Raw genomic sequence first — 25,126 nt, 5'->3', positions numbered from 1 at the left:
CCCTTAACTTAAACAAGTTAAGGGGTTTTTATTTTTAGGGGAGTATTTATTATGGTGTTTATATTATAAGATGAAGTCTGGACATGAAAAAAGCTGATGGGTTAGATCAGCTTTTATAGGATGTTTGATTCCTTAAACTTTAGGATGAACATAATAGATAATATCTTTATATGCTACAATGTAAATTTAATATTTAATAACAGTGATGTCAATACCTACTATTAGGTATTTTTTCAAACCAAAAAAAGCTCCGTAATTTATGTTACGGAGCTTTTTAGTTGAGAGTTTATTCAGAACTTATTTCAATTTCTTCTTAACTTCTACTTCTCGGTAAGATTCTAAAATGTCACCTTCTTGGATGTCATTGTAGTTTTTCAATTGAATACCACAATCATAACCTTTAGAGACTTCCTTAGCATCATCTTTAAATCGTTTTAAAGAAGTGAGTGTTCCTGTGTGGATAACAATGCCGTCACGTATCAATCGTATACCAGAGCTTCTGTAGATTTTCCCAGAAGTCACCATACATCCTGCAATAGTTCCAATTTTAGAAATTTTGAAAGTTTCTCTAATCTCTGCAGTACCTGTAATTTCTTCTTTAAGTTCTGGAGAAAGCATACCTTCCATGGCATCTTTAATGTCGTTGATAGCATCGTAGATGATAGAATACATTCTGATATCGATTTCTTCATTATCTGCAAGTGTCCTAGCATTTCCAGCAGGTCTTACATTAAATCCAATGATAACAGCTTCAGAAGCTGAGGCTAGCAAGACATCACTTTCAGTAATGGCTCCAACCCCTCTATGTATAATATTGACTTGAATTTCCTCTGTTGAGAGTTTCTGTAAACTGTCTGTTAAGGCTTCTACAGAACCATCCACATCCGCCTTCAGGATAATGTTCAATTCTTTAAAGTCTCCAAGAGCAATTCGTCTTCCAATTTCATCTAAAGTAATGTGTTTCTGTGTTCTAACACTTTGCTCCCTTTGAAGTTGATTTCTTTTCGAGGCTATTTCTTTTGCTTCTCTTTCATCTTCCATAACTTGGAAGGAATCACCAGCTTGTGGAGCTCCATCTAGTCCAAGAATAGAAATAGGAGTAGAAGGGCCAGCCTCTTTTACTTTATTACCACGTTCATCTTGCATGGCTTTTATTTTACCGCTTGTTGTTCCGGCTAAGACATAATCTCCAATTTTAAGAGTACCCGCCTGAACCAAGATAGTAGATACATAACCTCTACCTTTATCCAGAAAAGCTTCCACTACACTTCCTTTTGCGAGGCGATTTGGATTTGCTTTTAGATCTAGTAATTCAGCTTCAAGTAGAACTTTTTCAAGTAATTCAGGAATACCTGTACCTTTTTTAGCAGAAATTTCTTGGGATTGAACTTTACCTCCCCAGTCTTCTACTAATAAATTCATACTTGCTAAGGATTGTTTTATCCTTTCTACGTTGGCAGTAGATAAATCTACCTTGTTTATTGCAAAAACGATAGGAACTCCCGCGGCTTGTGCGTGGGAAATAGCTTCTTTAGTTTGAGGCATCACATCGTCATCTGCTGCAATTACAATAATCGCAATATCTGTGACTTGTGCACCTCTAGCTCTCATCGCAGTAAAGGCTTCGTGACCAGGCGTATCTAAGAATGAAATGGTTTCTCCAGTTTCTATCTTAACACTGTAGGCACCAATATGCTGAGTAATTCCACCGGACTCTCCAGCAATGACATTTTCTTTACGGATATAATCCAGTAAAGAAGTTTTACCGTGATCTACGTGACCCATAACGGTAACGATTGGAGCTCTGGGTTTTAAGTCATCAGGGTTTTCAACAACTACTTCTTTGTGGTCTTCTACTTCTGCACTTACAAATTCTACATCATAACCAAATTCTTCAGCGACAACACTTAAGGTTTCAGCATCAAGTCTTTGATTCATAGTTACCATCATCCCTAAGGACATGCAGGCAGATATAATTTTAGTCACAGGCACATCCATCATTGTAGAGATCTCATTGACACTTACAAATTCTGTTACCTTAAGGACTTTACTTTCTTTTTCTTGTTGATCGAGGTCGTCTTGAGAACGTTGTTTATGTTGATCTCTTTTGTCTCGTCTATATTTTGCTCCTTTCTTACCAGCAGATCTACCTTGAAGTTTTTCTAAGGTTTCTCTAACTTGCTTTTGGACTTCTTCTGGAGTAGGATCTTCCTTTGGAGCTGCTTTCACATTTCTTCTAGGAGCAGGTTTTGCACCTTTTTTGAAGTTGGGTTTACTCGCTCCAGGGGAGGTGTTAGTTTTGGATATACGCTTACGCTTCCTTCTTTTGGAAGCTGCTTCTTTTTCCTTCTCCTTTTCTTTCTCCTTTTTGGTTGGAGTTTTCTTAAATTGATTTAAATCAATTTTTTCACCGGTGAAGTTGGGTCCAGAAAGCTTCGTATACTGAGTCTTATGTAGAGGATCCTCAACTTCTTTTTCTTCTTCTTCTTCTTTTTTAACTTGAGGCTTTTGTTCGGCGTCCTTCGCTGGCTTTTCAGAAGTCGGCTTAGCGGGTTCGGTAGACTTTTCAGGCTTATCAGATTCTTTTTTGCTTTTAGGTTTCCCTTTTTTAGTATCTGTAAGTTCAATCTTGCCGACTTGCTTTAAGCCAGAAATTTTGGACTTGGACCTGATAGTTTCTTCTTCCTCTTTTGCTGCTTTCTTAGAGTCTTCTTCAGCCTTAGCCTTAGTTTCTTCTTCAGCTTTGGCAGCAGCAGCTTTTTTCTTGTTGTCTGCAGCTTGTTGCTCTTTCCTAACTTCGTCTACTTTCTTCTTCTCAAGCTCCTGCTCCCTGGCCTGACGCAATTCTTCCTTCTCCTTTTTTCGCTCCTCGCTTACTTCTTCTGAAGCTACCTTTTTGCTTTTATCAGTTTCGAATTTATCTGATAATACTTCATAAACTTCCGAAGAAATTTTGGTCGTAGGTCTTGCTTCAATTTCATAACCCTTATCGTTCAGATATTCGACTGCCCGATCCAGCGAAATGTTAAACTCCCTTAGTACCTTGTTTAATCTTGTTTGTTTTGATTCAGCCATAAATTGCCTCTAATATTACCTCTTTTATAATGTTGCAAAGATGAGTTTAAATAATCTATTCTTCAAACTCTTCTTTTAAAATTTTGACTACGTTCAAAACGGTTTCTTCTTCCAAATCCGTTCTTCTTACGATATCACTTACGTCCAATTCTAAGATACTTTTTGCAGTATCTAAACCTATTCTACTGAATTCTTTAATAACCCAGTCTTCTATTTCGTCTTTAAATTCTGTTAATTCCACATCTTCTTCTTCGATACCATCTCTAAAGACCTCTATGTTATAGCCAGTTAATTGTCCAGCGAGTCTTATATTATGTCCACCACGTCCAATAGCTTTAGAAACTTCTTCTGGTTTCAAAGTTACTTCAGCATATTTTCTTTCCTCATCCAACTTAATATTTACAATTTTCGCAGGGCTCAAGGCCCGTTGTATATAGAGTTGTGGATTGTTGGTGTAATTGATTACATCTATATTTTCATTTCCCAATTCGCGAACAATACCATGGATACGAGATCCTTTCATACCTACACATGCTCCTACAGGGTCTATCCTGTCATCGTAAGTATCTACAGCAACTTTCGCTTTTTCTCCAGGTATTCTCACTGCATTTTTAACGGTGATAAGCCCATCAAACACTTCAGGAATTTCTTGTTCAAATAACTTTTCAAGAAACATTGGAGACGTTCTCGATAGGATAATTATAGGTTTGTTTCCTTTAAGTTCAACCTTTTCGATGACACCTCTTATGCTATCTCCCTTTCTGTAAAAATCAGATGGGATTTGATGTTCTTTTGGAATAATTAATTCGTTACCATCATCATCCAATAAGATCACCACATTGTGTCTCACGTGATGAACTTCTGCAGTATAGATTTCTCCAATTAAATCTTGGAAATATTTAAATGTATTGGTGCTGTCATGTTCATGAATCTTAGAAATCAAGTTTTGTCTTAAGGCCAGTATCGCTCTTCGACCAAGTTGATATAACTTAACCTCTTCAGAAACATCTTCACCTACTTCAAAATCAGGTTCTATCTTTCTAGCATCTTTTAGTGAAATTTCTTTGTTTTCATCTTCTACTTCACCATCGTTTACTACAATTCTGTTTCTCCAAATCTCTAAATCTCCCTTATCTGGGTTAATAATGATATCAAAATTATCATCTTGTCCAAATTTTTTCTTCAATGCATTTCTGAATACATCTTCAAGAATGGCCATTAAGGTTACTCGATCAATTAATTTGTCGTCTTTAAATTCAGAAAATGAGTTGATCAAATCGATATTTTCCATAATATCTTTATTTGTTAAAATTTATTATAACTTGAGCTTTGTCGATGTTTTCGTAAGCTATTTTTGCTTCTTTCTCTACTTTATGTTTGCCTTTCCCAACTGGTTTTGGCTCTCGAGCACTCCATTTTAATTCAATATCTTGGTCAGTTGCTGCCGTAAGTGTTGCTTCTATAGTTTCATTTTGGCTTTCGACTGCGAGTTTTCTGCCGATATTTTTTTTGAATTGTCTTGGAAATTTAAGCGGCTCAGTGGCTCCGCAGGAAGCGACTTCTAGTGAGAAATCCTCTATCTCTCTATCCAGATTATGTTCTATAGCCCTACTCATATTGACACAATCTGTTATAGATAAATCTCTATCACCATCTATGATGACGTTGATATTATTGTTGCCAGAAATTTGTATATCAATTAAAAATAGAGCCTCGTCTTCCTCCAATCCTTGATTAACCAAGGTTAAAATTTGCTCTTTATCTAAAGCCATTATTTACTTATAAAAAGAGGGGACTAATTTGTCCCCTCCATATTCAAAACTTTGCAAATGTAACAATAATTTATCAGTTATAAAAGAGGGGATTTTTTTATAATTTAAACTAAATTAGTAGAAGTATAAATTCTCAACCTATGAAAAGAATCCTAGTTCCCACAGACTTTTCTCCTCAAGCTGAAAATGCCTTGAAAGTAGCTGCCCAACTCGCCAAAAAATATGATAGCGAGATTTTTTTGCTCCATTTGCTGGATCTCCCTTTAGGACTTATCGATCCTATAAATGAAGGAGTAGGGGGTGATTTGCCAGAATCTTTGTTTTTTATGAAGCTAGCCCACAGGAGGTTCACCGAAACCTTTCATAACATGAAGGATCATCTAGAAGGGATTAAGGTTCACGAGACGGTAGAGTTCGACGAAGCTTTCGATGGTATTATGGCTATTGCCACAAAACACGACTGCGAACTTATTGTTATGGGGTCTAATGGTTCTGAAGGTTTACACGAGGTTTTTATAGGGTCTAATACAGAAAAGGTGGTGAGGTTTTCTCATGTTCCTGTGTTAGTTATTAAAGAAGATATACCTATTTTCGATATTAAGTCTTTTGTTTTTGCCACCAATCTTACACTGAATAATAGAAATGCTTTCGAAAAAGCGTTAGTCTTTTCAAATCTTTTAGATGTCGAACTACATCTGGTTTATATCAATACGCCGCATAAATTTAAAACCACCAAAGAGATTGATCAATCTTTTGATGAGTTTTCATCACCACTCAACTTCAATTCATCCAAATTTCAAGTCTATAATGATGTTACAGTAGAACGCGGTATTAGAAATCTTGCTATTAAATTGGATGCCGATCTCATAGGAATTGGGACACACGGTAGAAAAGGTATTTCTCATTTTATAAGTGGAAGCTTAGCTGAGAATATTGTCAACCACATTAAGAATCCTATTGTCACTTTCAAGATTTAATTTTTTGTTGAAAAGTTTAAACTTCAGTTTTTGAATGAATATTATAAAAGGGATCGTTTCAAACCCTCGAGGTGAAAGCTCCAAAGATAATTCCAAAACGACTTGGTTTTATCTCTTTTCATTTTATCTATTTTAAAAGTTTTATCCACATCCTTATTGTTTACAAATACATTGCTAAGTAAACTCGCAAAATGATTTTCGCCCCCATTTTTATTGAGAATCTTTAATTTGAGATCCTTATAGACCATCCTGAATTGTCCATTGGCTTCAGAATTGGTTCCCGTAAATGTTGTTTCAATTCTATTGATTTTTCCATCAAATTTCATGCGCATAGCAGGAGCGAAAAATGTATTCACAGAGCTATCCTTCACATCCTTTATTAGTGTTGAAACCTCAAATTTTTCTTGACTTGGTTTCAAAATCATATTGAATAAAATCTGAGACTGCTTAGATAATTTCCCTGAAGCAATCACCTTTATCTCAGAGTTTTCTTTGTTGATGTCGTTATGTAAGTTGATGATTTGAGCATCTACAGATTCAAAACTTATTTCACCCGGAGGCCTGTCTTTATGCAATAATTCTTGATAATTGATAGATGCTTTTGAAATCAAGACAGAATCTACCTTAAGATCAAATCCTAGACCCCTTAAGGATTCGCTATACAAGGGCTTGTAGCTGAGATCATCTGCTATATTTTTATCTCTATAAATACTCAAATAAGTAGAGTCCACAAGGATTCTGCTTAGGGAAAGCTGAAGCTTATCTTCGTTTTTGCCTAGTTCTAATCCCTCAAGGCTTATCGTCTTAGCATCCAGAGTCATTAAATCCTTTTCTACTTCGATATGTTCGATGTAGGATTGCTGAGTGTACTTTGGTTTTATTTTGAAATTTTTAAAGTCTACTTTTCTATTTTCAAAACTGAGATCGTCAATTTTTAGATCGTGTAAGTTGTCTAAATCATAACTTAAGTCTTTTGCTTTTATATTAAAAGAATTGTTCTTCAGCCAGTCGAAGTTCTTGTCTAAAGGCCATTGAACATTTTTGGTGGCTAAATCTATCTCGTTAATACGAAGTTTTTTGCCTTTTGCCGTTTTGTATTCAATAGTAGATTGGCTGATTTTTATAGCTTCAATTTCAACTAGAGAGACTGCGTCTGAAGTATTTTTATTATTGTTTTCTTTGGCTAGAGAATTGTCGTATTTCAGATTAAGACCTTTTACGTCAAGGTTTTCAATTTTGATTTCCTTTTCTAAAGTATAGTGCAACACATCCACATTCAAATAAATATAGTCTGCCTGAATATCTTTGATAGAATCATAGAATTTAAATTCCTCTAGTTCTAGACTTCCTGTAAGTACATTCACGTTAAAGCTAGTGTAGGATATGGAGGGCTCTTTGCTAAGTCTTTCTTTTACTTTATTGGATATAATAAAATCAGCAATAAGAAAGCCAACGATAATTATTGCGGATAGAATGACAATGTAGGATAGAGCTTTTTTCATTTTAAATTTAATTGGAATTTTGAAATTACTCAAAAATATGGTTCAGCCTCACTTTAGATAACAATCTTTAGAGAAGAAAATTGAAAATAAATTATAAAACTTCACCCATTACTCAAAGAAGTAATGGGTGAAGTTTATCTCCTATAGTCAAGATAGAAGGGTATTTATGAGTATGCTATTAATGAATTCTTTTAGAAAAAAAATCAGAATCTATAGCCTACGTTAAGTCCAGCTCTTAACACAAAATCAAAATTACGTTCAGAATTATATTCGCTAAACAAGTTACGACCTCCACCTAAGAAAACTTCTAAGACTACACCTCCGCTAGAGACCAGTTTATAGCCCCCGCTAAATCCAAGAGCCAAATCGGTGATGTCTTTATCCTGTCTTACTCCTTCAACTTCAATTCTATCTTCTACACTATTTAAGTTTGCGAAAACTTCACCAAAAAATCCATCTGCATAATTATCCCCGAAATAAAACCTGTAGTATCCAGTGAGATTATAATTGATATTCCATTCTACATAATCATCGAATGGAACCATGAGGTTTACTCCTACACCAGACTCTTCATTAAGTAGGTACTCGTAAGTGACATCGAAGTTGCCAAGAATTAAATAGCCAACATTTATTTTTGGTTCGTGAAATTCAGTATAAGAAAATGTAGATTCAGATTGCGCAAAAGCATTTAGTGAACAAAAAATGACGATTGCAAAAAGTATTTTTTTCATTGTGAGATTATTTTAGAGACAAATATAAGATATCGACTTTGGTTTGTTAGCTATGAGTTGTTACGAATTGTCTATTTTTGTAAAAAATAAAATTAATTATCATCGAAGCAAAAACACATAAAGCCGGATTTGTAAACATCATAGGAAATCCAAACGTAGGGAAATCCACATTGATGAATGCCTTTGTAGGGGAGAAGCTCTCTATTATTACGAGCAAAGCCCAAACCACTCGTCATAGAATTCTAGGAATTGTTAATGGGGATGATTTTCAAATGGTATTTAGTGATACTCCTGGAATTATAAAGCCTGCTTATGGATTGCAAAATTCTATGATGGATTTTGTAAAATCGGCCTTTCAAGATGCAGACGTGCTTTTGTATTTGGTGGAGATTGGCGAAAAAGCACTTAAGGACGAGTCATTTTTTACAAAACTTCAGCATGCCGAAATGCCAGTTTTGTTACTTCTCAATAAAATAGATAAAGGTGATGAGGCACTTTTGTTATCTCAACAGAAGCATTGGCAAGAGCAATTGCCTAATGCTGAAATTTTTGCTATATCAGCTTTGGAAAACTTTGGAGTTACCGAAGTCTTCAATCGTATTTTGGATCTGTTACCAGAGTCGCCTGCTTTTTATCCCAAAGACCAATTAACAGATAAGCCAGAGCGATTTTTTGTCAACGAGAAAATTCGAGAAAAAATCCTAATACATTACAAAAAAGAAATCCCTTATAGCGTCGAGGTGGAAACTGAAAGTTTTGAAGAAAGCGAATCTATTATCCACATCCGTAGTATTATTATTGTAGAGCGCGAATCTCAGAAGGCTATTATTCTAGGTCACAAAGGCTCTGCTATAAAGCGTGTTGGAACGGAGTCTAGAAAAGATTTAGAGAAGTTTTTTGATAAAAAAATTCATCTGGAAACTTATGTGAAAGTGAATAAGAATTGGAGAAACGATGATAAGCAACTTAGGCGTTTCGGATATAACAAAGACTAGTTATTCCTCCTCAATACTTTCCATCCCGAGTTTATTTAGCTTGGTATTTCTCGGGTATTGATCTCTCAAAAAACGAGCTTATCTTTAGTAATTCGTTTTCTTTTTAGATATCTCAAAATCATGGATACATCCGTCTTAAAACACTTCTGAGTTTCTCTAAGTCCATACATTGACTAGAGTAGGATCTTTGTTGAACACTAAGATTCTAAATACAATCTTAATTTTTAGGATCCCTGACTGAAATACCGTCTTCTAAAGGGTTTTTAACTTAGAAAAATGTTTTCGAGGGTTAAAAAATGAATTGATCTTCGTTCTGAATACAAAAGTGAAGACTTTTGTGTTTTATTTTTTACTGTTTTTTAAGAGAAATTGTAATCCATAAACCATTTTAACGCTTAGTGAAATAGCTGGACAATATATTGTATCTTTGCAAATTATTTAAAATACAAAAATGAATAGTATTGTAGCTGTTATAGGTCGACCAAACGTAGGAAAATCTACCCTTTTTAATCGAATGATAAAACGCAGAGAAGCCATTGTGGACTCTGTAAGTGGAGTAACACGAGATAGGCACTATGGTAAATCGGATTGGAATGGGCGTGAATTTACGTTAATTGATACTGGCGGTTACGTCATAGGAAGTGATGATGTTTTTGAAAAAGAAATCGACAAACAAGTAGAGCTTGCTATAGATGAAGCAGATGTGATTATTTTTGTAGTGGATGTGATTACTGGGATTACCCCTATGGATGAAGATGTTTCAAAACTTCTACGTAAAATCAATAAACCCGTTGTGTTGTGTGTGAATAAGGTAGATTCCAACAAAAACAGAACAGACGCTCTTGAATTTTACAATTTAGGCTTAGGGGAGTACTATTCCATTTCCGCAACCAGCGGTGGTGGTACAGGCGAACTCTTAGATGCTGTAGTAGAGAGATTACCAGAACGAGAGCTGGAGGAAGAAGAAGACCTACCGAAATTTGCAGTCGTTGGTAGACCTAATGCAGGAAAATCCTCTTTTATCAATGCTCTTATTGGTGAAGACCGATATATCGTTACCGATATTCCTGGAACCACTAGAGATTCTATAGATACACGTTACACTCGATTCGGGTTTGACTTTAAGCTTGTAGATACTGCAGGAATTCGAAGAAAAGCCAAAGTAAAAGAAGATCTTGAGTTTTATTCTGTCATGCGAAGTGTGAGAGCTATTGAAAATGCAGATGTTTGTTTGATTGTCATGGATGCTTCACGAGGTTTTGATAGCCAAGTCCAAAGTATTTTTTGGTTGGCAGAAAAAAATAGAAAGGGTATTGTAATCCTTGTCAATAAATGGGATTTGGTAGAAAAAGAGACCAACACCATGAAGGATTTTGAAGCCAAAATCAGAAGAGAGATTTCTCCATTTGTAGATGTGCCTATTGTTTTTATATCGGTATTGAACAAGCAAAGAATTTATAAAGCTATAGAAACAGCTGTAGAGGTTTATAAAAACCGAAGCACAAAAATTAAAACTCGGGTGTTGAATGACATTTTACTCCCTATTATAGCAGAAAATCCTCCGCCTGCCCTTAAGGGTAAATACGTGAAGATTAAATACATTACTCAATTGCCGACTCCGCAACCTCAATTTGCATTTTTCTGTAATCTTCCACAGTATGTGAAAGATTCTTATAAACGTTTTATTGAAAATAAACTAAGACAGGAATTTAATTTTAACGGTGTTCCTATTTCTATTTATATGAGGAAAAAATAATTTTTTTTGAATTTAAAGACAAAATAAAAATCCTTAACTAATATGTTTAAGGTTTAACATAGTTAGGTTTAAGGATTTTTATTTAGATATGTTTATATGTATAAGGTTTAAGATTACCAGCTTCCGCCAGCACCACCTCCACCGAAACCGCCGCCGCCAAAGCCCCCGCCGAAACCGCCACCACCGCCAAAGCCTCCGGAGGATCCGCCGCCAAAGCTACCTCCCATGCTGCGCCCCATACTGCCGAGGATGAGGATGTCTAGTAAATTTGGTGAAGAGTTTCTATTTCCTTTTCCTGATCCACCACCTTTATTTCTTCTCCTTGCAAAAATGAGAATGACGATAAAAATGAGAATAGGTAATATGGCAAATGGCCACGAATTGTTTTTTGAGGATTCCTGAACTTTAGAGCCATCAAAATTTCCAGCAAGAACTTCAAAAACGGCGCTGGTACCTTTGTCTAGGCCTTCATAATATTTTGCTTTCCTAAACTCGGGGAGTATAATATTTTCAATAATTGTTTTTGTCGTAGCATCAGTAAGGTATTCTTCCAAACCATAACCCGTTGTGAACCAGATTTTACTATCTGTTTTGGATATTAAAATCAGGAGACCGTTATCTTCCTTTTTTTGACCGATTCCCCATTTTTGGGCCCACTCAGCTGCATATGTTCCTATGTATTCTCCATTCAATGTGTTGATGGTTGCTACTACGATTTGAGTAGAGGTCGTATCTGCATAAGTTTCTAACTTCTGCCTAAGTTGCTTCACCTCATTGTCCTTAAAGAATTTGGCACCGTCGTAAACAGCCATTTCTTTAGAGGGTTTTTGTGGAATTTCAATTTGAGAATAACCTTCAAAACTTAAAAAGCTAAGGAATAAGGTAGTGAGTAATAATAGAGTATGTGATAACTTCATAGATTAACCTTTAGAAATGTCATTGTCGAGTTCGTTAATATCGCCAGATTGATAAGGGAAATGTTGTTTTAATTGTTCGCCAGCTTCATGAATCCCTTTCACTAAGCCTGTTTTATACTCATGCTGTTTGAATTCGCTTAAGATTTCGTCCCTTGTGCTTTCCCAAAACCCTTTGGGTACAACTTCATTTATGCCCTTATCTCCTAAGATTACGAGCTGATGGTCATCCACTGCAACGTAGATTAAAACACCATTCGAGAGTTCCGTTTTATGCATATTGAGTTCTTGAAAAACCTCTAAAGCCCTTTCAAATCTGTCTTTAGCACATTTTACTTCTATGTGAACTCTTATCTCTCCAGACGTATTTAATTCGGCTTTTTTTATAGCCTCTATAATGTCTTTCTCATCGGTAGGAGTAATAAATTCAGATACTTTTGTCATAATGCTAATATTTATTCAAAGTCAAATTCAACTTCTTTGGCATCCTCAGAACCTTCATCGGCGGAATATCTGGACATGTCTTCAAAACCAAACCATCCTGCAAATATTGAATTTGGGAATACCTTAATGTGTTTATTGTAGGTGCCTACAGAACCATTGAAGCGATTTCTCTCGACATTTATTCTGTTTTCAGTACCTTCCAATTGGGTTTGTAAATTCATAAAATTTTGGTTGGATTTCAAATCCGGATAACGTTCAACGCTCACCAAAAGCCTAGATAAGGCAGAATTTAAGCCCCCTTGTGCTTGCCCGTATTGTTTCATGCTTTCTTCGCTTAAGTTTCCAGCATCTATGTTTACAGAAGTAGCCTTGGCTCTAGCTTCTATCACCTCCGTTAACGTGTTTCTTTCGAAATCGGCAGCACCTTGTACGGTTTTTACCAGATTACCGATGAGGTCATTACGTCGTTGATAAGCACTTTCTACATTACTCCAGGATGTTTTTGCATCTTCTTGGAGTGTTATAGCTGTATTATTAAATCCTTTGGTCCAGCTGTATAAGCCGAATCCTACAACAAGAATAACAATAAGGGGAATTAACCACTTCTTCATAGTTTTTAATTTTAAAGTTGATTTTTAATAGAAATAAGTTCAGATTTAATGGCTTTCAATTTGCTAATCAATTCAAATTTTGAAAGCGTTTCTTTTTTATCTTCTCGTAAATGAGTTTTAGCACCTTCTAGTGTAAACCCGCGTTCTTTGACCAAATGATAAATAAGATCAATAGTTTTTACATCTTGACGGGTAAATTTGCGATTGCCTTTAGCATTCTTTTTAGGCTGAATTTCATCAAATTCCTTTTCCCAAAATCGAATTAGTGAAGAGTTCACATCAAATGCTTTAGCAACTTCTCCAATTGTATAATAGAGTTTGTCTGCCAAATCGTGTTTCATCAGTCTAAAGATTGATTTTCTAAAGCGGATTGATTCAACATGATGTCGTATTCTTCTGCTGTCAAATCGCCATGGTAAAAATTGATTGGGTTGACTACTTTACCGTTTTTATGAACTTCATAATGTAAATGCGGTGCTGTAGAAAGTCCAGAGTTTCCAACATAGCCTATAATTTCGCCACGCTTCACTTTTTGTCCGGGTTTAACGTTAAATTTATTTAGGTGAGCATAGTAAGTTTCATAACCAAACCCATGATCCAAGACGATGAGGTTTCCAAAACCGCTGGTCCGTCTGGCTTTTTTTACGGTAGCATTACCTGTAGCAAATATTTCGGTATTAGAAGGGGCAGAAAAGTCCATGCCATTGTGCATTTTTCTGTATTTCAAAATAGGATGCATACGGATACCATATCCAGAAGCCATTCTCTTCAAATCATCATTTTTTACGGGTTGTATCGCTGGTATAGAAGCTAAAAGCGCTTCTTTGTTCTTGGCCAACACTGTAATTTCATCTAAAGATTTTGACTGTATCACCAGCCTTTTTGAGAGCTTATCCAGGTTTTCTGTAGCTTCAGTAATGATTTCAGAATTCTCATAACCTTCTAAATTCTTATACCGGTTAATTCCTCCAAAACCAGACTTTCGCTGATCTATACTAATCGGGTTAGCCTCAAAATAGACTCTATAAATATTATTATCTCGCTCTTCTACATTTTGCAAGACACTTACAACGTCCTCCATACGTTTATTTAAAAGCTCATATTGAAATTTCATATTTTCAACTTCTCTTTTGTAAGCTTTTTCTTTAGGGGTTTCTACACTTGGGATATTAAGATAGACCAAAGCTAGTATGAAACTTGTTGTAATAATTCCCAATAAAAATAAAGTAGCTAACGCAAATTTTTTACCCTTTTTAGGCTCAATTTTCCTGTAGGAAAGCGTGTCGCTGTCGTAGTAATATTTTACTTTACTCATTCTTTTATTTTATAGTATTTTTGCACAAATAGGTTGCAAAATACTAGTCTGTAACCTACAAATATAGCTTAAAATTAAAACATCTTAAAATTTATTCATTAGAGACTTTATGAAATCAACCCTTCTTCGTCGTCAGTTTTTAGAATTTTTTGAAAGCAAATCTCACGCCATAGTGAATTCTGCACCTATTGTTCTTAAAGATGATCCCACGCTTATGTTTACAAATGCGGGAATGAACCCCTTTAAATCTTATTTTCTTGGAAACTCCACCCCCAAAGAAACTAGGGTGACAGACACTCAAAAATGTTTGAGAGTCAGTGGTAAGCATAACGATCTTGAAGAAGTGGGAAAAGACACTTACCACCATACTATGTTCGAAATGCTTGGTAACTGGAGTTTTGGGGATTATTTCAAAAAAGAAGCTATCGATTGGGCCTGGGAATTCTTAACAGACGTCTTGGAGATTTCTAAAGATAATTTATATGTCACCATCTTCGAAGGGGATAAAGCTGATGGTCTCCAAAAGGATACTGAAGCTTATGACTTATGGAAGGCTTTGGTGAATGAGGATAAGATTTTATTGGGCGATAAAAAGGATAATTTCTGGGAAATGGGAGACCAAGGACCTTGTGGACCTGCATCAGAAATTCACGTTGACTTGAGGTCTGCAGAGGAAAAGGCGAAAATTCCTGGAAAGGACTTAGTGAATAGAGATCATCCGCAAGTTGTGGAAATTTGGAACTTGGTGTTTATACAGTATAATCGTAAGGCTGACGGGAGTCTGGAGTCTCTTCCTGCTAAACATATTGACACGGGGATGGGGTTTGAACGTTTATGTATGGTGATGCAAGGGAAAACTTCCAATTACGATACCGATGTTTTTACTCCGCTCATTCGAGAAATAGAAACCATTACAGGAGCTACCTATGGAAAAACCGAAGATATAGACATCGCCATACGGGTTATTTCTGATCACATTCGTGCGGTCGCTTTTGCAATTGCCGATGGTCAGCTTCCTAGCAATACTGGTGCTGGGTATGTGATTCGTCGGATTTTAAGAAGAGCTATTCGTTATGGGTTTACCTTTTTAGACACCCAAACCCCATTTATTTACAAACTTGTAGATGTATTATCTAAGCAAATGGGAGAGGCCTTTCCAGAGCTTATTTCTCAAAAAAACCTTTGTGAAAATGTGATTCATGAGGAAGAAAAGTCGTTCTTGAAAACCTTAGAACAAGGCTTAGGATTACTAGATAGTATTGTTAACCAGTCGTCCTCCAAAACAATAAGTGGACAAAAAGCCTTTGAGCTTTATGACACATTCGGATTTCCAATTGATTTAACGACTCTTATTTTGAGTGAAAAAGGCTACAAATTAGATCAAAAGGGCTTTGAGGAGGAGCTTCAGAAACAAAAGCAAAGATCCAAAGCTGCTGCCCAAACGAGTTCTAGTGATTGGGTGGTTTTAAAGACCGATGATCAAGAAGAATTTATTGGATACGATTATACAGAAGCCAATGTAAGTATCACTAAATATAGAAAGGTAACCTCCAAAAAAGAAGGAGAACTCTACCAGTTGGTATTTAACCTTACTCCATTTTATCCGGAAGGAGGCGGTCAAGTAGGGGACAAAGGATACCTGGAAACCCCTAATGGCGATACTGTTTTTGTGATTGATACCAAAAAGGAAAACAATCAAATTATACACATCACCAAGTCTTTGCCAAAAGATCTTCAAAAGGATTTTAAGGCGGTGGTCGATGTAAACCAGCGTCAAAGAACGGCTTCCAACCACACTGCAACTCACTTGCTACATCAAGCCTTGCGGAGTATTTTAGGAAAACACGTTGAGCAGAAAGGCTCTATGGTGCATTCAGGTTATTTAAGATTTGATTTTTCTCATTTTTCAAAACTCACTCAAGAAGAACTGCAGGCTATTGAAAATTTCGTGAATGCGAGAATCAAAGAAAATTTATCCTTTGAAGAAGAGCGCAATATTCCTTATGCTGTAGCTATCGATAAAGGAGCCATTGCTTTATTTGGTGAAAAATACGGTGACACTGTTAGGTTTGTGAAATTTGGGAATTCCAAAGAGCTCTGTGGTGGAACTCATGTAGAGAATACTTCCCAATTGTGGCATTTTATCATCAAAAACGAAGCTTCTGTAGCCTCAGGTATAAGACGAATAGAGGCTATTACCTCAGATGCTGCAAAAGAATTTTTGACCAAAGAGTCAGAGGTTTTAAGTCAAGTAAAATCTATTCTGAATCAGCCACAAGATATTTTGAAGTCAGTAGAATCTCTTCAGGAAGAAAATACTAGCTTAAAAAAAGAGATTGAGCAGTTGAATGTCTTGAAGCTAAAGCAGGTTAAAACGGAACTTCAATCTCAACTGAAAGACATAAATGGCATTCAATTTTTGGCTCATCAGGTCAATTTGGACGCAAATGCTATGAAGGATTTGGCCTTTCAGCTTGGAGGAGAACGCAATGATTTATTTGTAGTGCTAGCGTCGAAGCAAAATGGGAAGGCATTACTGGCCTGCTATATTTCTAAGGCTCTTGTGGAGTCAAAGGGTTGGAATGCTGGAAAAATTATAAAATATTTAGGTAAGCATATTCAAGGCGGTGGAGGCGGACAAGCCTTTTTCGCCACTGCTGGAGGTAAAAACCCAGAGGGTATATCTCAAGCTTTAGCCGAGGCAAAGGCTATTGTAGAAGGCAAGTAATCAAAAAATAAATAGATGAAGTTAACCACCGAAATCCCTCTACAGTTATCGTCATCACCACTCGATTACGAGTCTAAGCTTTTGAGTTTAGGCTCTTGTTTTGCGGAACATATCGGTGATAAATTGACCTATTATAAATTCAGAACCACACAGAATCCATTTGGTATCTTGTTTCATCCGCAGGCCTTATTGAATGTCTTGGAGAAAGCATTGTCTAACGAATTCTTTTCAGTAGAGGATGTATTTCAGCAGGACCAAAAATGGCATTCTTTTTATGCGCATTCCAGATTAAGCAGGGAGTCTTCAGCTGAAATTATAGCAGAATTAAATTCAGCAGGAAAAGAACTTAAATCGGCTTGTGTAGAGTCTAGTCATATTCTTATTACCCTAGGTACGGCCTTTATTTATAAGCACAAAGCTTCAGGTCTACCTGTAGCCAATTGCCACAAAGTTCCTCAAGCCGAGTTCAAAAAGCAATTGACTTCGGTAGTAGAGTTACATCAAATTTTGTCTAGACTTATTACCTGTATTCGGGAGATAAATCCAAAGGTTAATATTATTTTTACGGTATCTCCTGTAAGACATATCAAGGATGGAATGCTAGAGAATTCAAGAAGCAAATCTCATTTAATAGCTGCTTTACATTCTGTTATTGAGGAGATGGTATCTTCAAAAGTTCAGTATTTTCCGTCTTATGAATTGATGATGGACGAGTTTCGGGATTATCGATTCTACAAACGAGATTTGATTCATCCTAGTGAATTAGCTATTGATATGATCTGGGAAAAATTTAAGCATAGCTTTATTTCTGAAGGGATTTATGAGGACATGGCTAAAGTGGAAAAGCTTCAAAAGTCCTTGGCACATCGGCCTATGGATTCCTCTGGAAAAACCGACTCAAAATTGAGAGCTTACCAATATAAATTTAAAGAAGAGCTTATTAAAAAGTATTCTTTTATGAGATTCTAAACCCCTATGACTCGAAAGCAAGAAATTATAGAAACTGCCAAAACATTGTTTAGAGAACGAGGCTACAAATCTGTAAGTATGCGAGATTTGGCCAAAGTAATGGACTTTAAAGCGGCTAGCTTATATAATCATATTTCTTCTAAAGAGGAGATTTTAGCAGATATTGTATTGGATGTTGCTCGTTATTTTACCCGTGAAATGGAGCTAGTAAAACAAATTGAAACGGATACTAAAACACGTTTGGAAGCGGTTATAGATCATCACATCGATCTAACCCTTAAAAACCCTGAGGCTATTGCTATCGTCAATAACGATTGGATGCATCTGGAAGGAGAACATTATGAGATCTTTTTGAAAATGCGAAATGCTTACGAAGAAGATTTACGGGTAATTATTTCTGAAGGTGTTGAAAGTGAAGAATTGAAATCCAAAAACGTGGAAGTTATTTTATTTTCAATGTTATCTACACTAAGAACATTGCATTCTTGGTACCGAAAACGAAGTGGAATTGATAGTAGGCAATTGAAAAGTGATATGACAGAGATTTTGCTTAAAGGAATTGTTTCTGGTGAATTAAATTAATTTATACATATCTAAGTTCATTATAACAAATTAATTAATATAAATTTGTGGCTTTAATTCTACACACCTTAATCGAAATCTTTATGAGAATAACTTTACTTAGATCAAGTATTTTAATTTGTTTTTTATTGTTTTTTAACGCAAGCTGGGGACAAATTATAAGTCAATATGTGGATGCCAATCCTGGGACGTTTCCAAAAGGTATAGAAATTTGGAATAACACTGGAGCGATACTTAATTTTTCTACAAATAATCTTGTTATAGAGCAGGGTACTAACGGAACATCGCCTACTAGTTTGGAAATAGTTAGTACTGGTACTCTAGCTGTAGACGAGGTTTTAATAATTGGTACTTCCGACATGGAGGTATCAGCAATAGCAAATTCAGTAAGATTTATTATCAAGAATTTCACTTTTAATGGAAACGATGCTTTAGTTGTAAAATATGGTGGTACTATTATAGATCAGTTTGGAACCTCGGGAACAGACCCTGGCTCTGCCTGGTCGGGTAATGGAGTTTCCACTGCAGACCAAAATATTCAGCTCAAAGATAACATAATAACAGGTGCGACAACAGGGTTTACAGATCCCAGCACACGTTTTGAAACTGTGAATTCAAACCCTGGAGGAATTAATGGCTTAGAAGGTTTTGGTATTGCACCAGTCTCAACCTCAGATGCAAGCTTGAAAGCATCAGTCGTGACTTTGAATGATTTGATTTATCAAGAAGGTCAAGGGCCGTCTTCATCACAATCATTTTCCATTTCAGGAAATAATTTAGACGAAACAGATGTAATAATTTATCTTCCTACATCATCAAATTTTGAAATTTCGCAAACTGAAAACGGAACCTATTCAAATCAAATTTTACTTACTGCTTTCGACGGTTCATCTTCTAGTGTTTTTGTAAGATTAAAGCAAGGCTTAAGTATTTTTAGCTACAGTGATGTGATTTCAATTAATGGCGGCGGTTCTTATGCCACAGGGGTTTATTTAGAAGGTCAGGTTTTAGGTGACGCTTTTGTTCTATATGAATTTACCAGTAACTCAAATACATCCTCTTTTATTCCTTCAAGCTCTGCTTTAAGTGATTTTTCAATTTCTTCGGGTTCTATAAATTATGGTACCACAGGAGCTTGGTCTGGGTCTGGAACACCTTATGCTCAGGGAAATAGTGGTTGGGGTGCATTGTCACCTGATGTCGCAAAAAACTTTTTTTTCACTTTAAAGCCAGATGCTGGTTATAGAGCAAATCTAAGTAACATTTCGTTTGAATGGAAAGTAACGGGGGCTGGGCCATCAGCAATTACTATAGAAATTAATGGAACTGAAATTGCAACTTTTGATGCAACAGAGAGCGATCCAGCACTATTTTCTGAGTCGTTAATTGGCTATGATAATTTAGCTGAAGTTAGGGTTGAAATAAAAGGCTGGGATAACGGCTCAAGGTCAACCACTGGTGGTGGTCAATTTAGAATAGATGATGTTAAAATAGATGGTGAAATTATTAATAAACCTTTTGATTATACTTTTGATAATGGGGCTTGGACCCCAGAATCACCAATAGGCATTTCCACAAGTGATGATGATATCTTGGTTGAAAATGGAAGCATAACTTTAAATCAAGAATTAATCACAAATGATTTTCAAGTTGGAAGTGAAGCTGTTGTAGATGTTTCAAATATTTTAAAAGTAACTGGAAACCTTGTGGTTAACGGTAATTTTACTTTTAAAAGCGATGCTACTGGAAGCGCACAGCTAGTTCATGAAACCACTTCGAACATAGTTGGAGATATTACTGTAGAACGTTACATCCCCGCAAAACGCGCTTTTAGATTATTGAGTTCATCTGTTGGTGGACAATCTTTTGCCAATTCGTGGCAGCAAAATACTCATATTACAGGAGCTGGAGGCGCTAATAATGGCTTTGATGCAACTACAACTAATAACCCTTCATTATTTGTTTATGATAATCAAATTTCTGACCCTTCAAATGGAGCTGGATGGGAAGCAATTACAAGCACAACTAATATATTGGAAGCTGGTAAGCCTTACAGGATTTTGGTTAGAGGAGATAGAAGTGTAGATTTAACAGATAATGAGGCCGAGTCCTCAACGACAACCTTGGTATCTAAAGGTAATATGCTATCCGGTGAACTCACAACAGGTAACCAACTCCCAGCTTTATCTCAGGTAAGTGATAAATTTAGTTTTGTTGCAAATCCCTATCAAGCTGTTGTTGACTTTGCACAACTTGTAACTACGGAGCTTACCAATTTTCTTTATATCTGGGATGCTAGAATAGAAGGTAATAATGGCAAAGGGGGGTACGTTACTGTGGATCCATCAGGTACAGCTCCAGACCCTTCAAGTTCAGATGCTAGTAAGTTTTTAATTCCAGGTCAGGCCTTTTTTGTAAAAAATAATGAAACTTTAAGTGGCTCTTCTAGCTTGACGTTTTCGCCAAATGCTATCGCTTCTAGCGAACCACAACCAGAAATCTTATCTAAAAATAATCTTGCATACTTAAACATAAGACTTTATAGAGCTCAAGATTTTTTTAATGAATCAATGGAAGCAGATGCGGCAGGATTAAGGTTTTCAGATGATTTTACAACTTCACCTTCAGATGAAGATGCAGACAAATTCATAAACTCAGGTGAAAACTTAGTAATTTATAATGAAAAGATCTTATCTATAGATAAAAGAAAGCTTCCCGAAGACGAAGAGAAAATTCAATTGGCTATAGCTAATTATAAGCAAATAGAGTATACCCTTGCTTTTTATTTTGATCATATGCCAGAAGAGAAAAAGTTAATTCTTATTGACAAATATCTTCAAGATGAGATTGAAGTAACGAATGGAATGTCATACAATTACACAGTAGATAGTTCTATTGAGGGAAGTGTAGATCAAACTAGATTTCAATTGATGTTGTTTCCAGTAACCTTAAGTCAGGATGACTTTAGTTTAACGAAGTCAATCAAGTTACATCCAAACCCAGTAAATGATATTTTAAATATTGATAGTGAAACTGATAATCCAATCGTCAACCTTGAGCTTTATTCAGTAATAGGTCAAAAAATAAATTTAGATTTAATCGAAGCAGGTAAAGGAATTCAAATAAATACCAGGACATTGAGTACGGGTGTTTATTTAGTCAAAATTGAAACTGAACGGGGAACTACAACAAAGCGCTTCATTAAAAATTAAACACAATTATATTCTTTAAATTAAAGGTCTCAATCTTATTTTGAGACCTTTATTGTTTGTAAAAAGCTTTGTTTATTTTAGTCGAATGTATTTAAAGTTTGGAAAGCCTATTTTGGATGTATTTTTAAGCCTTTTTGGATTAATAATCCTGCTTCCATTTTTGATTTTAATCTACGTCATTCTTTTTCTTATCCATGCCTCCAATCCTGTTTTTTATCAAACTCGAGTAGGGCAGTTTGGGGAGTATTTTACAGTGTATAAGTTTAAAACAATCAAAACCAATAATTCTAATAATGCTTTTTTGAAGGCTTTGCGGAAAACAAAAGTTGATGAACTTCCACAACTTTTCAATGTTATAAAAGGAGATATGAGTCTTGTTGGACCACGGCCAGATATTCCTGGGTATTACGATAAATTGACCGAGGAAAACCGTTTGATCCTTCAATTGAAACCTGGAATCACGGGTCTAGCGTCTTTACAATTTGCAAACGAAGAAGAAATTCTTGCTCAGCAAAGCAATCCATTGGCCTATAATGACGAAGTCTTGTTCCCTAAAAAAGTAGAGTTAAATCTTCACTATTACAAAGAGGTTTCGTTTGTATTTGACCTAAACATTCTTATAAAAACAATACTTTTACCATTCCACAACTAATCTAAAGTCAATGTCTTCAGAATTATCAAAAATATGGTTATCCTCTCCACATATGGGAGGCCAAGAACAAGAGTTTGTTGCAAAAGCTTTTGAAGAAAATTGGATTGCTCCTTTAGGTCCAAACGTCAATGGATTTGAAGAAGACTTACAACAGTATCTTGGAAATGATAAGCATATTGGAGTCTTAAGCAGTGGTACAGCAGCGATTCATTTGGCTTTAGTCCAGCTAGGAGTGAGTCGTGGAGATGAGGTGATTTGCCAAAGTTTTACCTTTTGTGGATCTGCAAACCCTATTATGTATCAAGGGGCAACTCCTATTTTTGTAGACAGCGAAATTTCAACCTGGAATATTTGTCCCAAAGCTTTAGAAGAGGCTATTGTAGATAGAATATCTAAAGGTAAAAAGCCTAAAGCTATTATCCCAGTTCATTTATATGGGATGCCTTATAAAGTTGATGAGGTAGCGGCTGTTGCTCAGAAATATAGTATTCCTATTATTGAGGATGCTGCGGAATCTTTAGGGTCCACTTACAAATCCAGAAACTGTGGGACGTTTGGTGAGTTTGCAGCGCTTTCCTTCAATGGGAATAAAATCATTACGACTTCTGGTGGAGGCGCGTTGGTATGTCATACGAAGTTCGCTAAAGATAAAACAGTATTTTATTCGACTCAAGCTAGGGATGCTGCACCACATTATCAACATTCTGAAATTGGATTCAATTACCGAATGAGTAACATTTCAGCTGGCATTGGTCGTGGACAAATGAAAGTTCTGGATGAGCATGTCGGGCTGAGAAGAAAGATGTTTCACTTTTATAAGTCGATATTCGAAACTATTGAAGGAGTTGAGGTCTTTACCGAGCCTGATGATCATTTTTTCAGTAACCATTGGTTATCTGCTATTACAGTTCACCCAGAGCTTACAAAGGGGATAAGTCGAGAAGATCTTCGTTTGCATTTAGACCAATATAACATCGAAAGCCGTCCACTTTGGAAACCGATGCACTTACAGCCTGTTTTCGAAAAAATGCCCTTTTATGGTGGCCAAGTGGCAGAACACTTATTCGAGAGAGGCTTGTGCTTACCATCAGGATCCAATCTTAGCGATGAAGACAGAACACGAATTAAGAAAGCGATTCTAGAAATTTTTTAAAATAAATGGAATATGGATATTTTTGAACTTATTCAGCAAAGACGAACAGTCTCACCAAACCAATATAATAAGCAGCCTATTACAGAGGAAGAGTTGCAAAAAATTTTGGAATCTGCCAATTGGGCTCCAAACCATAAAAACACCGAACCGTGGAGGTTTAAAGTTATGCAAGGAGAAAGCAGGTTGAAACTTGCTGATTATCTTATAGGAAAAAATGCAGAATTAGAGGATAAGCCTTCTCCTTTTAAAAATAAGAAAATCAGTTCCAAATTTGAAAATTCCCATACGGTTATAGCTATTTGTATTCAAAAAAACTCAAAAGGGGTGCCTCCAGAATGGGAAGAAATTTCTGCAGTTGCCATGGCTGTTCAGAATATGTGGCTTGCTTGTACAGCACTAGAAATTGGTGCGTATTGGAGTTCCCCTTCTCTTATCAACCATTTGGATGAATTCTTCAACTTTAACGAAGGTGAAAGCTGCTTAGGTTTTTTCTATATGGGAAAACTAGATGGCGAACTCCCACAAGGAATGAGGAAATCTTCTATCGACGCTAAAGTGGAGTACCTGTAGCTAGTATTATCTCTTCTAGACTATATATATTTTAACATCAATTTTTCTATTAATAAACTAACAATCGTTAGTTTTGTTTATAAATTAATAATTAATGGCTAGTTTTTTTCCGATTAAGGTAAAAGAAGTTTACAAGGAGACTGAAGAGTGTTCAGTAGTAACTTTCGATATTCCCGCGGAGTTAAAGAATGAATTTCGATACCAGCAGGGTCAACATTTAACTTTAAAAAAGGATATCAACGGAGAAGACGTTAGGCGGACTTACTCTTTGTGTTCGAGTCCTGTGGATGACGAATGGAAAGTAGCCGTTAAGCAAATATTTGAAGGTAAATTTTCAACTTTTGTGAATGAAGAGTTGAAGGCTAATGATGTTTTGGAAGTCATGCCGCCGAGCGGGGACTTTGGAGTTGAGGTGGACGATCATAAAGAAAAAACATTTTTATTTTTTGCAGCTGGTAGCGGAATCACTCCCGTCCTGTCAATGCTTAAAACTCACCTTGCCAAAGAGCCAAAAGCAAATTGTAAGCTGTTTTATTTAAATAAGAATGCAAAATCCATTATATTTAAAGAAGAAATAGAACAATTGCGAAATCGGTATTTTGGAAGAGTTGAAATTTTCTATTTTTTGACGAGAGAGCAACGGGATATAGAGCTTCTCAACGGAAGATTTACACCAGAGAAAATTCAAACTTTAGCCAATACGGTATTTGATATTGAGCAAGTCGATGAGACTTTTATCTGTGGACCTGAGAAGATGATTTTTATGATCCGTGATGAATTGTCTGCTTTGGGATTAAGTAAAGATCATATTCATTATGAACTTTTTGTAACTGGTCTTTCTGAAGAAGATAAGAAGCGTACAGAAGCAGCAATGGCCAAAAGGATAGATGGCACTCAAATCACTATTTTAGATGGTGGGAAAGAGTTTCACTTTGCAATGACCAAGGACTTTGATAATATTTTAGATGCTGCTTTAGCAGCTGGAGCAGATTTACCCTTCGCTTGTAAAGGGGGTGTGTGTAGCACCTGTAAATGTAAAGTGATGGAAGGCAATGTGGAGATGAAGGTTAATTATGCACTAGACAAAAACGAAGTGGCTCAAAATTATATTTTGAGTTGTCAAGCGGTTCCAACATCAGATAAAGTTACTGTTGATTTTGATGTCTAA

General features: G+C 36.0%; 21 protein-coding genes. 11 read left to right on the top strand and 10 right to left on the bottom strand.

The window, feature by feature from the left end:
- Positions 1 to 297: 297 nt before the first annotated feature.
- Genes infB through rimP form a run of 3 tightly spaced genes read right to left on the bottom strand, consistent with a single transcriptional unit; the run spans position 298 to position 4,847 of the window.
- The gene (gene infB, locus PGOND44_RS05610; protein WP_003437784.1) at positions 298 to 3,075 is read right to left on the bottom strand and encodes a translation initiation factor IF-2; all 2,778 of its coding nucleotides are present in this window, start codon (positions 3,073 to 3,075) and stop codon (positions 298 to 300) included.
- Positions 3,076 to 3,130: 55 nt separating this feature from the next.
- The gene (gene nusA, locus PGOND44_RS05605; protein ID WP_003437780.1) at positions 3,131 to 4,366 is read right to left on the bottom strand and encodes a transcription termination factor NusA; all 1,236 of its coding nucleotides are present in this window, start codon (positions 4,364 to 4,366) and stop codon (positions 3,131 to 3,133) included.
- 7 nt (positions 4,367 to 4,373) lie between these two features.
- Positions 4,374 to 4,847 (bottom strand): ribosome assembly cofactor RimP, encoded by a 474-nt coding sequence (gene rimP / locus PGOND44_RS05600; RefSeq protein WP_003437777.1) that lies wholly within the window; start codon positions 4,845 to 4,847, stop codon positions 4,374 to 4,376.
- Positions 4,848 to 4,987: 140 nt separating this feature from the next.
- Here rimP and PGOND44_RS05595 point away from each other — a divergent pair, with 140 nt between their 5' ends.
- Positions 4,988 to 5,824 carry a universal stress protein gene (locus tag PGOND44_RS05595; protein ID WP_003437774.1) on the top strand — a complete coding sequence of 279 codons (837 nt, stop codon included), beginning with the start codon at positions 4,988 to 4,990 and terminating at the stop codon, positions 5,822 to 5,824.
- Positions 5,825 to 5,865: 41 nt separating this feature from the next.
- On the opposite strand, the gene PGOND44_RS05590 is transcribed toward PGOND44_RS05595, so the two are convergent.
- Positions 5,866 to 7,326, bottom strand: coding sequence for an AsmA family protein (locus PGOND44_RS05590; RefSeq protein WP_003437771.1), 1,461 nt, complete (start codon positions 7,324 to 7,326; stop codon positions 5,866 to 5,868).
- 203 nt (positions 7,327 to 7,529) lie between these two features.
- Positions 7,530 to 8,057: a hypothetical protein gene (locus PGOND44_RS05585; RefSeq protein WP_003437767.1), complete on the bottom strand. Its 528-nt coding sequence runs from the start codon at positions 8,055 to 8,057 to the stop codon at positions 7,530 to 7,532.
- 101 nt (positions 8,058 to 8,158) lie between these two features.
- On the opposite strand from PGOND44_RS05585, the gene era reads away from it, so the two are divergent.
- Complete coding sequence (gene era / locus PGOND44_RS05580; RefSeq protein WP_051044073.1) at positions 8,159 to 9,052, top strand: GTPase Era; 894 nt, start codon at positions 8,159 to 8,161, stop codon at positions 9,050 to 9,052.
- A 451-nt stretch (positions 9,053 to 9,503) separates the two neighbouring features.
- Positions 9,504 to 10,808 carry a ribosome biogenesis GTPase Der gene (gene der / locus PGOND44_RS05575; RefSeq protein WP_003437760.1) on the top strand — a complete coding sequence of 435 codons (1,305 nt, stop codon included), beginning with the start codon at positions 9,504 to 9,506 and terminating at the stop codon, positions 10,806 to 10,808.
- Between the two features lie 113 nt (positions 10,809 to 10,921).
- On the opposite strand, the gene PGOND44_RS05570 is transcribed toward der, so the two are convergent.
- Genes PGOND44_RS05570 through PGOND44_RS05550 form a run of 5 tightly spaced genes read right to left on the bottom strand, consistent with a single transcriptional unit; the run spans position 10,922 to position 14,092 of the window.
- Positions 10,922 to 11,725 (bottom strand): TPM domain-containing protein, encoded by an 804-nt coding sequence (locus tag PGOND44_RS05570; RefSeq protein WP_003437757.1) that lies wholly within the window; start codon positions 11,723 to 11,725, stop codon positions 10,922 to 10,924.
- A gap of 3 nt (positions 11,726 to 11,728) precedes the next feature.
- Positions 11,729 to 12,166 carry a TPM domain-containing protein gene (locus tag PGOND44_RS05565; RefSeq protein WP_003437754.1) on the bottom strand — a complete coding sequence of 146 codons (438 nt, stop codon included), beginning with the start codon at positions 12,164 to 12,166 and terminating at the stop codon, positions 11,729 to 11,731.
- A gap of 11 nt (positions 12,167 to 12,177) precedes the next feature.
- Positions 12,178 to 12,777, bottom strand: coding sequence for a LemA family protein (locus PGOND44_RS05560; RefSeq protein ID WP_003437751.1), 600 nt, complete (start codon positions 12,775 to 12,777; stop codon positions 12,178 to 12,180).
- A gap of 11 nt (positions 12,778 to 12,788) precedes the next feature.
- A complete protein-coding gene (locus PGOND44_RS05555) occupies positions 12,789 to 13,118 on the bottom strand; it encodes a MerR family transcriptional regulator (protein ID WP_003437748.1) in 330 nt (109 codons plus the stop codon).
- The gene (locus tag PGOND44_RS05550) at positions 13,118 to 14,092 is read right to left on the bottom strand and encodes a M23 family metallopeptidase (RefSeq protein ID WP_003437745.1); all 975 of its coding nucleotides are present in this window, start codon (positions 14,090 to 14,092) and stop codon (positions 13,118 to 13,120) included. Before PGOND44_RS05550 ends, PGOND44_RS05555 begins: the two co-directional genes overlap by 1 nt.
- Before the next feature lie 109 nt (positions 14,093 to 14,201).
- Here PGOND44_RS05550 and alaS point away from each other — a divergent pair, with 109 nt between their 5' ends.
- The 8 genes from alaS to PGOND44_RS05510 all read left to right on the top strand — a co-directional run bounded on the left by alaS (position 14,202) and on the right by PGOND44_RS05510 (position 25,126).
- Positions 14,202 to 16,820, top strand: coding sequence for an alanine--tRNA ligase (alaS, locus tag PGOND44_RS05545; RefSeq protein WP_003437742.1), 2,619 nt, complete (start codon positions 14,202 to 14,204; stop codon positions 16,818 to 16,820).
- Between the two features lie 15 nt (positions 16,821 to 16,835).
- Positions 16,836 to 17,789, top strand: a complete 954-nt coding sequence (locus PGOND44_RS05540; RefSeq protein ID WP_003437739.1) for a GSCFA domain-containing protein — start codon at positions 16,836 to 16,838, stop codon at positions 17,787 to 17,789.
- A gap of 6 nt (positions 17,790 to 17,795) precedes the next feature.
- Positions 17,796 to 18,371 carry a TetR/AcrR family transcriptional regulator gene (locus PGOND44_RS05535; protein WP_003437714.1) on the top strand — a complete coding sequence of 192 codons (576 nt, stop codon included), beginning with the start codon at positions 17,796 to 17,798 and terminating at the stop codon, positions 18,369 to 18,371.
- A gap of 83 nt (positions 18,372 to 18,454) precedes the next feature.
- Complete coding sequence (locus tag PGOND44_RS05530) at positions 18,455 to 21,583, top strand: T9SS type A sorting domain-containing protein (RefSeq protein ID WP_003437712.1); 3,129 nt, start codon at positions 18,455 to 18,457, stop codon at positions 21,581 to 21,583.
- An 85-nt stretch (positions 21,584 to 21,668) separates the two neighbouring features.
- Positions 21,669 to 22,235 carry a sugar transferase gene (locus tag PGOND44_RS05525; RefSeq protein WP_003437710.1) on the top strand — a complete coding sequence of 189 codons (567 nt, stop codon included), beginning with the start codon at positions 21,669 to 21,671 and terminating at the stop codon, positions 22,233 to 22,235.
- Between the two features lie 10 nt (positions 22,236 to 22,245).
- Positions 22,246 to 23,388 carry a DegT/DnrJ/EryC1/StrS family aminotransferase gene (locus tag PGOND44_RS05520; protein ID WP_040555815.1) on the top strand — a complete coding sequence of 381 codons (1,143 nt, stop codon included), beginning with the start codon at positions 22,246 to 22,248 and terminating at the stop codon, positions 23,386 to 23,388.
- 12 nt (positions 23,389 to 23,400) lie between these two features.
- Complete coding sequence (locus PGOND44_RS05515) at positions 23,401 to 23,958, top strand: nitroreductase family protein (RefSeq protein WP_003437704.1); 558 nt, start codon at positions 23,401 to 23,403, stop codon at positions 23,956 to 23,958.
- Positions 23,959 to 24,052: 94 nt separating this feature from the next.
- Complete coding sequence (locus tag PGOND44_RS05510) at positions 24,053 to 25,126, top strand: 2Fe-2S iron-sulfur cluster-binding protein (protein WP_003437702.1); 1,074 nt, start codon at positions 24,053 to 24,055, stop codon at positions 25,124 to 25,126.

Source organism: Psychroflexus gondwanensis ACAM 44 (assembly GCF_000355905.1).
Lineage (GTDB): Bacteria > Bacteroidota > Bacteroidia > Flavobacteriales > Flavobacteriaceae > Psychroflexus > Psychroflexus gondwanensis.
The sequence above is the reverse complement of the archived record's forward strand: the minus strand, read 5'-3'. Positions and strand labels throughout refer to the sequence as shown.

What these genes read in the sequence shown, in the direction of transcription:
- PGOND44_RS05510 (WP_003437702.1), top strand. Translation starts at nt 24,053, where the DNA reads ATGGCTAGTTTTTTTCCGATTAAGGTAAAAGAAGTTTACAAGGAGACT.
- PGOND44_RS05520 (WP_040555815.1), top strand. Translation starts at nt 22,246, where the DNA reads ATGTCTTCAGAATTATCAAAAATATGGTTATCCTCTCCACATATGGGA.
- PGOND44_RS05540 (WP_003437739.1), top strand. Translation starts at nt 16,836, where the DNA reads ATGAAGTTAACCACCGAAATCCCTCTACAGTTATCGTCATCACCACTC.
- PGOND44_RS05565 (WP_003437754.1), bottom strand. Translation starts at nt 12,166, where the DNA reads ATGACAAAAGTATCTGAATTTATTACTCCTACCGATGAGAAAGACATT.
- PGOND44_RS05525 (WP_003437710.1), top strand. Translation starts at nt 21,669, where the DNA reads ATGTATTTAAAGTTTGGAAAGCCTATTTTGGATGTATTTTTAAGCCTT.
- PGOND44_RS05570 (WP_003437757.1), bottom strand. Translation starts at nt 11,725, where the DNA reads ATGAAGTTATCACATACTCTATTATTACTCACTACCTTATTCCTTAGC.
- PGOND44_RS05595 (WP_003437774.1), top strand. Translation starts at nt 4,988, where the DNA reads ATGAAAAGAATCCTAGTTCCCACAGACTTTTCTCCTCAAGCTGAAAAT.
- PGOND44_RS05530 (WP_003437712.1), top strand. Translation starts at nt 18,455, where the DNA reads ATGAGAATAACTTTACTTAGATCAAGTATTTTAATTTGTTTTTTATTG.
- PGOND44_RS05550 (WP_003437745.1), bottom strand. Translation starts at nt 14,092, where the DNA reads ATGAGTAAAGTAAAATATTACTACGACAGCGACACGCTTTCCTACAGG.
- PGOND44_RS05515 (WP_003437704.1), top strand. Translation starts at nt 23,401, where the DNA reads ATGGATATTTTTGAACTTATTCAGCAAAGACGAACAGTCTCACCAAAC.
- PGOND44_RS05585 (WP_003437767.1), bottom strand. Translation starts at nt 8,057, where the DNA reads ATGAAAAAAATACTTTTTGCAATCGTCATTTTTTGTTCACTAAATGCT.
- PGOND44_RS05590 (WP_003437771.1), bottom strand. Translation starts at nt 7,326, where the DNA reads ATGAAAAAAGCTCTATCCTACATTGTCATTCTATCCGCAATAATTATC.
- rimP (WP_003437777.1), bottom strand. Translation starts at nt 4,847, where the DNA reads ATGGCTTTAGATAAAGAGCAAATTTTAACCTTGGTTAATCAAGGATTG.
- PGOND44_RS05560 (WP_003437751.1), bottom strand. Translation starts at nt 12,777, where the DNA reads ATGAAGAAGTGGTTAATTCCCCTTATTGTTATTCTTGTTGTAGGATTC.
- PGOND44_RS05555 (WP_003437748.1), bottom strand. Translation starts at nt 13,118, where the DNA reads ATGAAACACGATTTGGCAGACAAACTCTATTATACAATTGGAGAAGTT.
- infB (WP_003437784.1), bottom strand. Translation starts at nt 3,075, where the DNA reads ATGGCTGAATCAAAACAAACAAGATTAAACAAGGTACTAAGGGAGTTT.
- der (WP_003437760.1), top strand. Translation starts at nt 9,504, where the DNA reads ATGAATAGTATTGTAGCTGTTATAGGTCGACCAAACGTAGGAAAATCT.
- nusA (WP_003437780.1), bottom strand. Translation starts at nt 4,366, where the DNA reads ATGGAAAATATCGATTTGATCAACTCATTTTCTGAATTTAAAGACGAC.
- alaS (WP_003437742.1), top strand. Translation starts at nt 14,202, where the DNA reads ATGAAATCAACCCTTCTTCGTCGTCAGTTTTTAGAATTTTTTGAAAGC.
- PGOND44_RS05535 (WP_003437714.1), top strand. Translation starts at nt 17,796, where the DNA reads ATGACTCGAAAGCAAGAAATTATAGAAACTGCCAAAACATTGTTTAGA.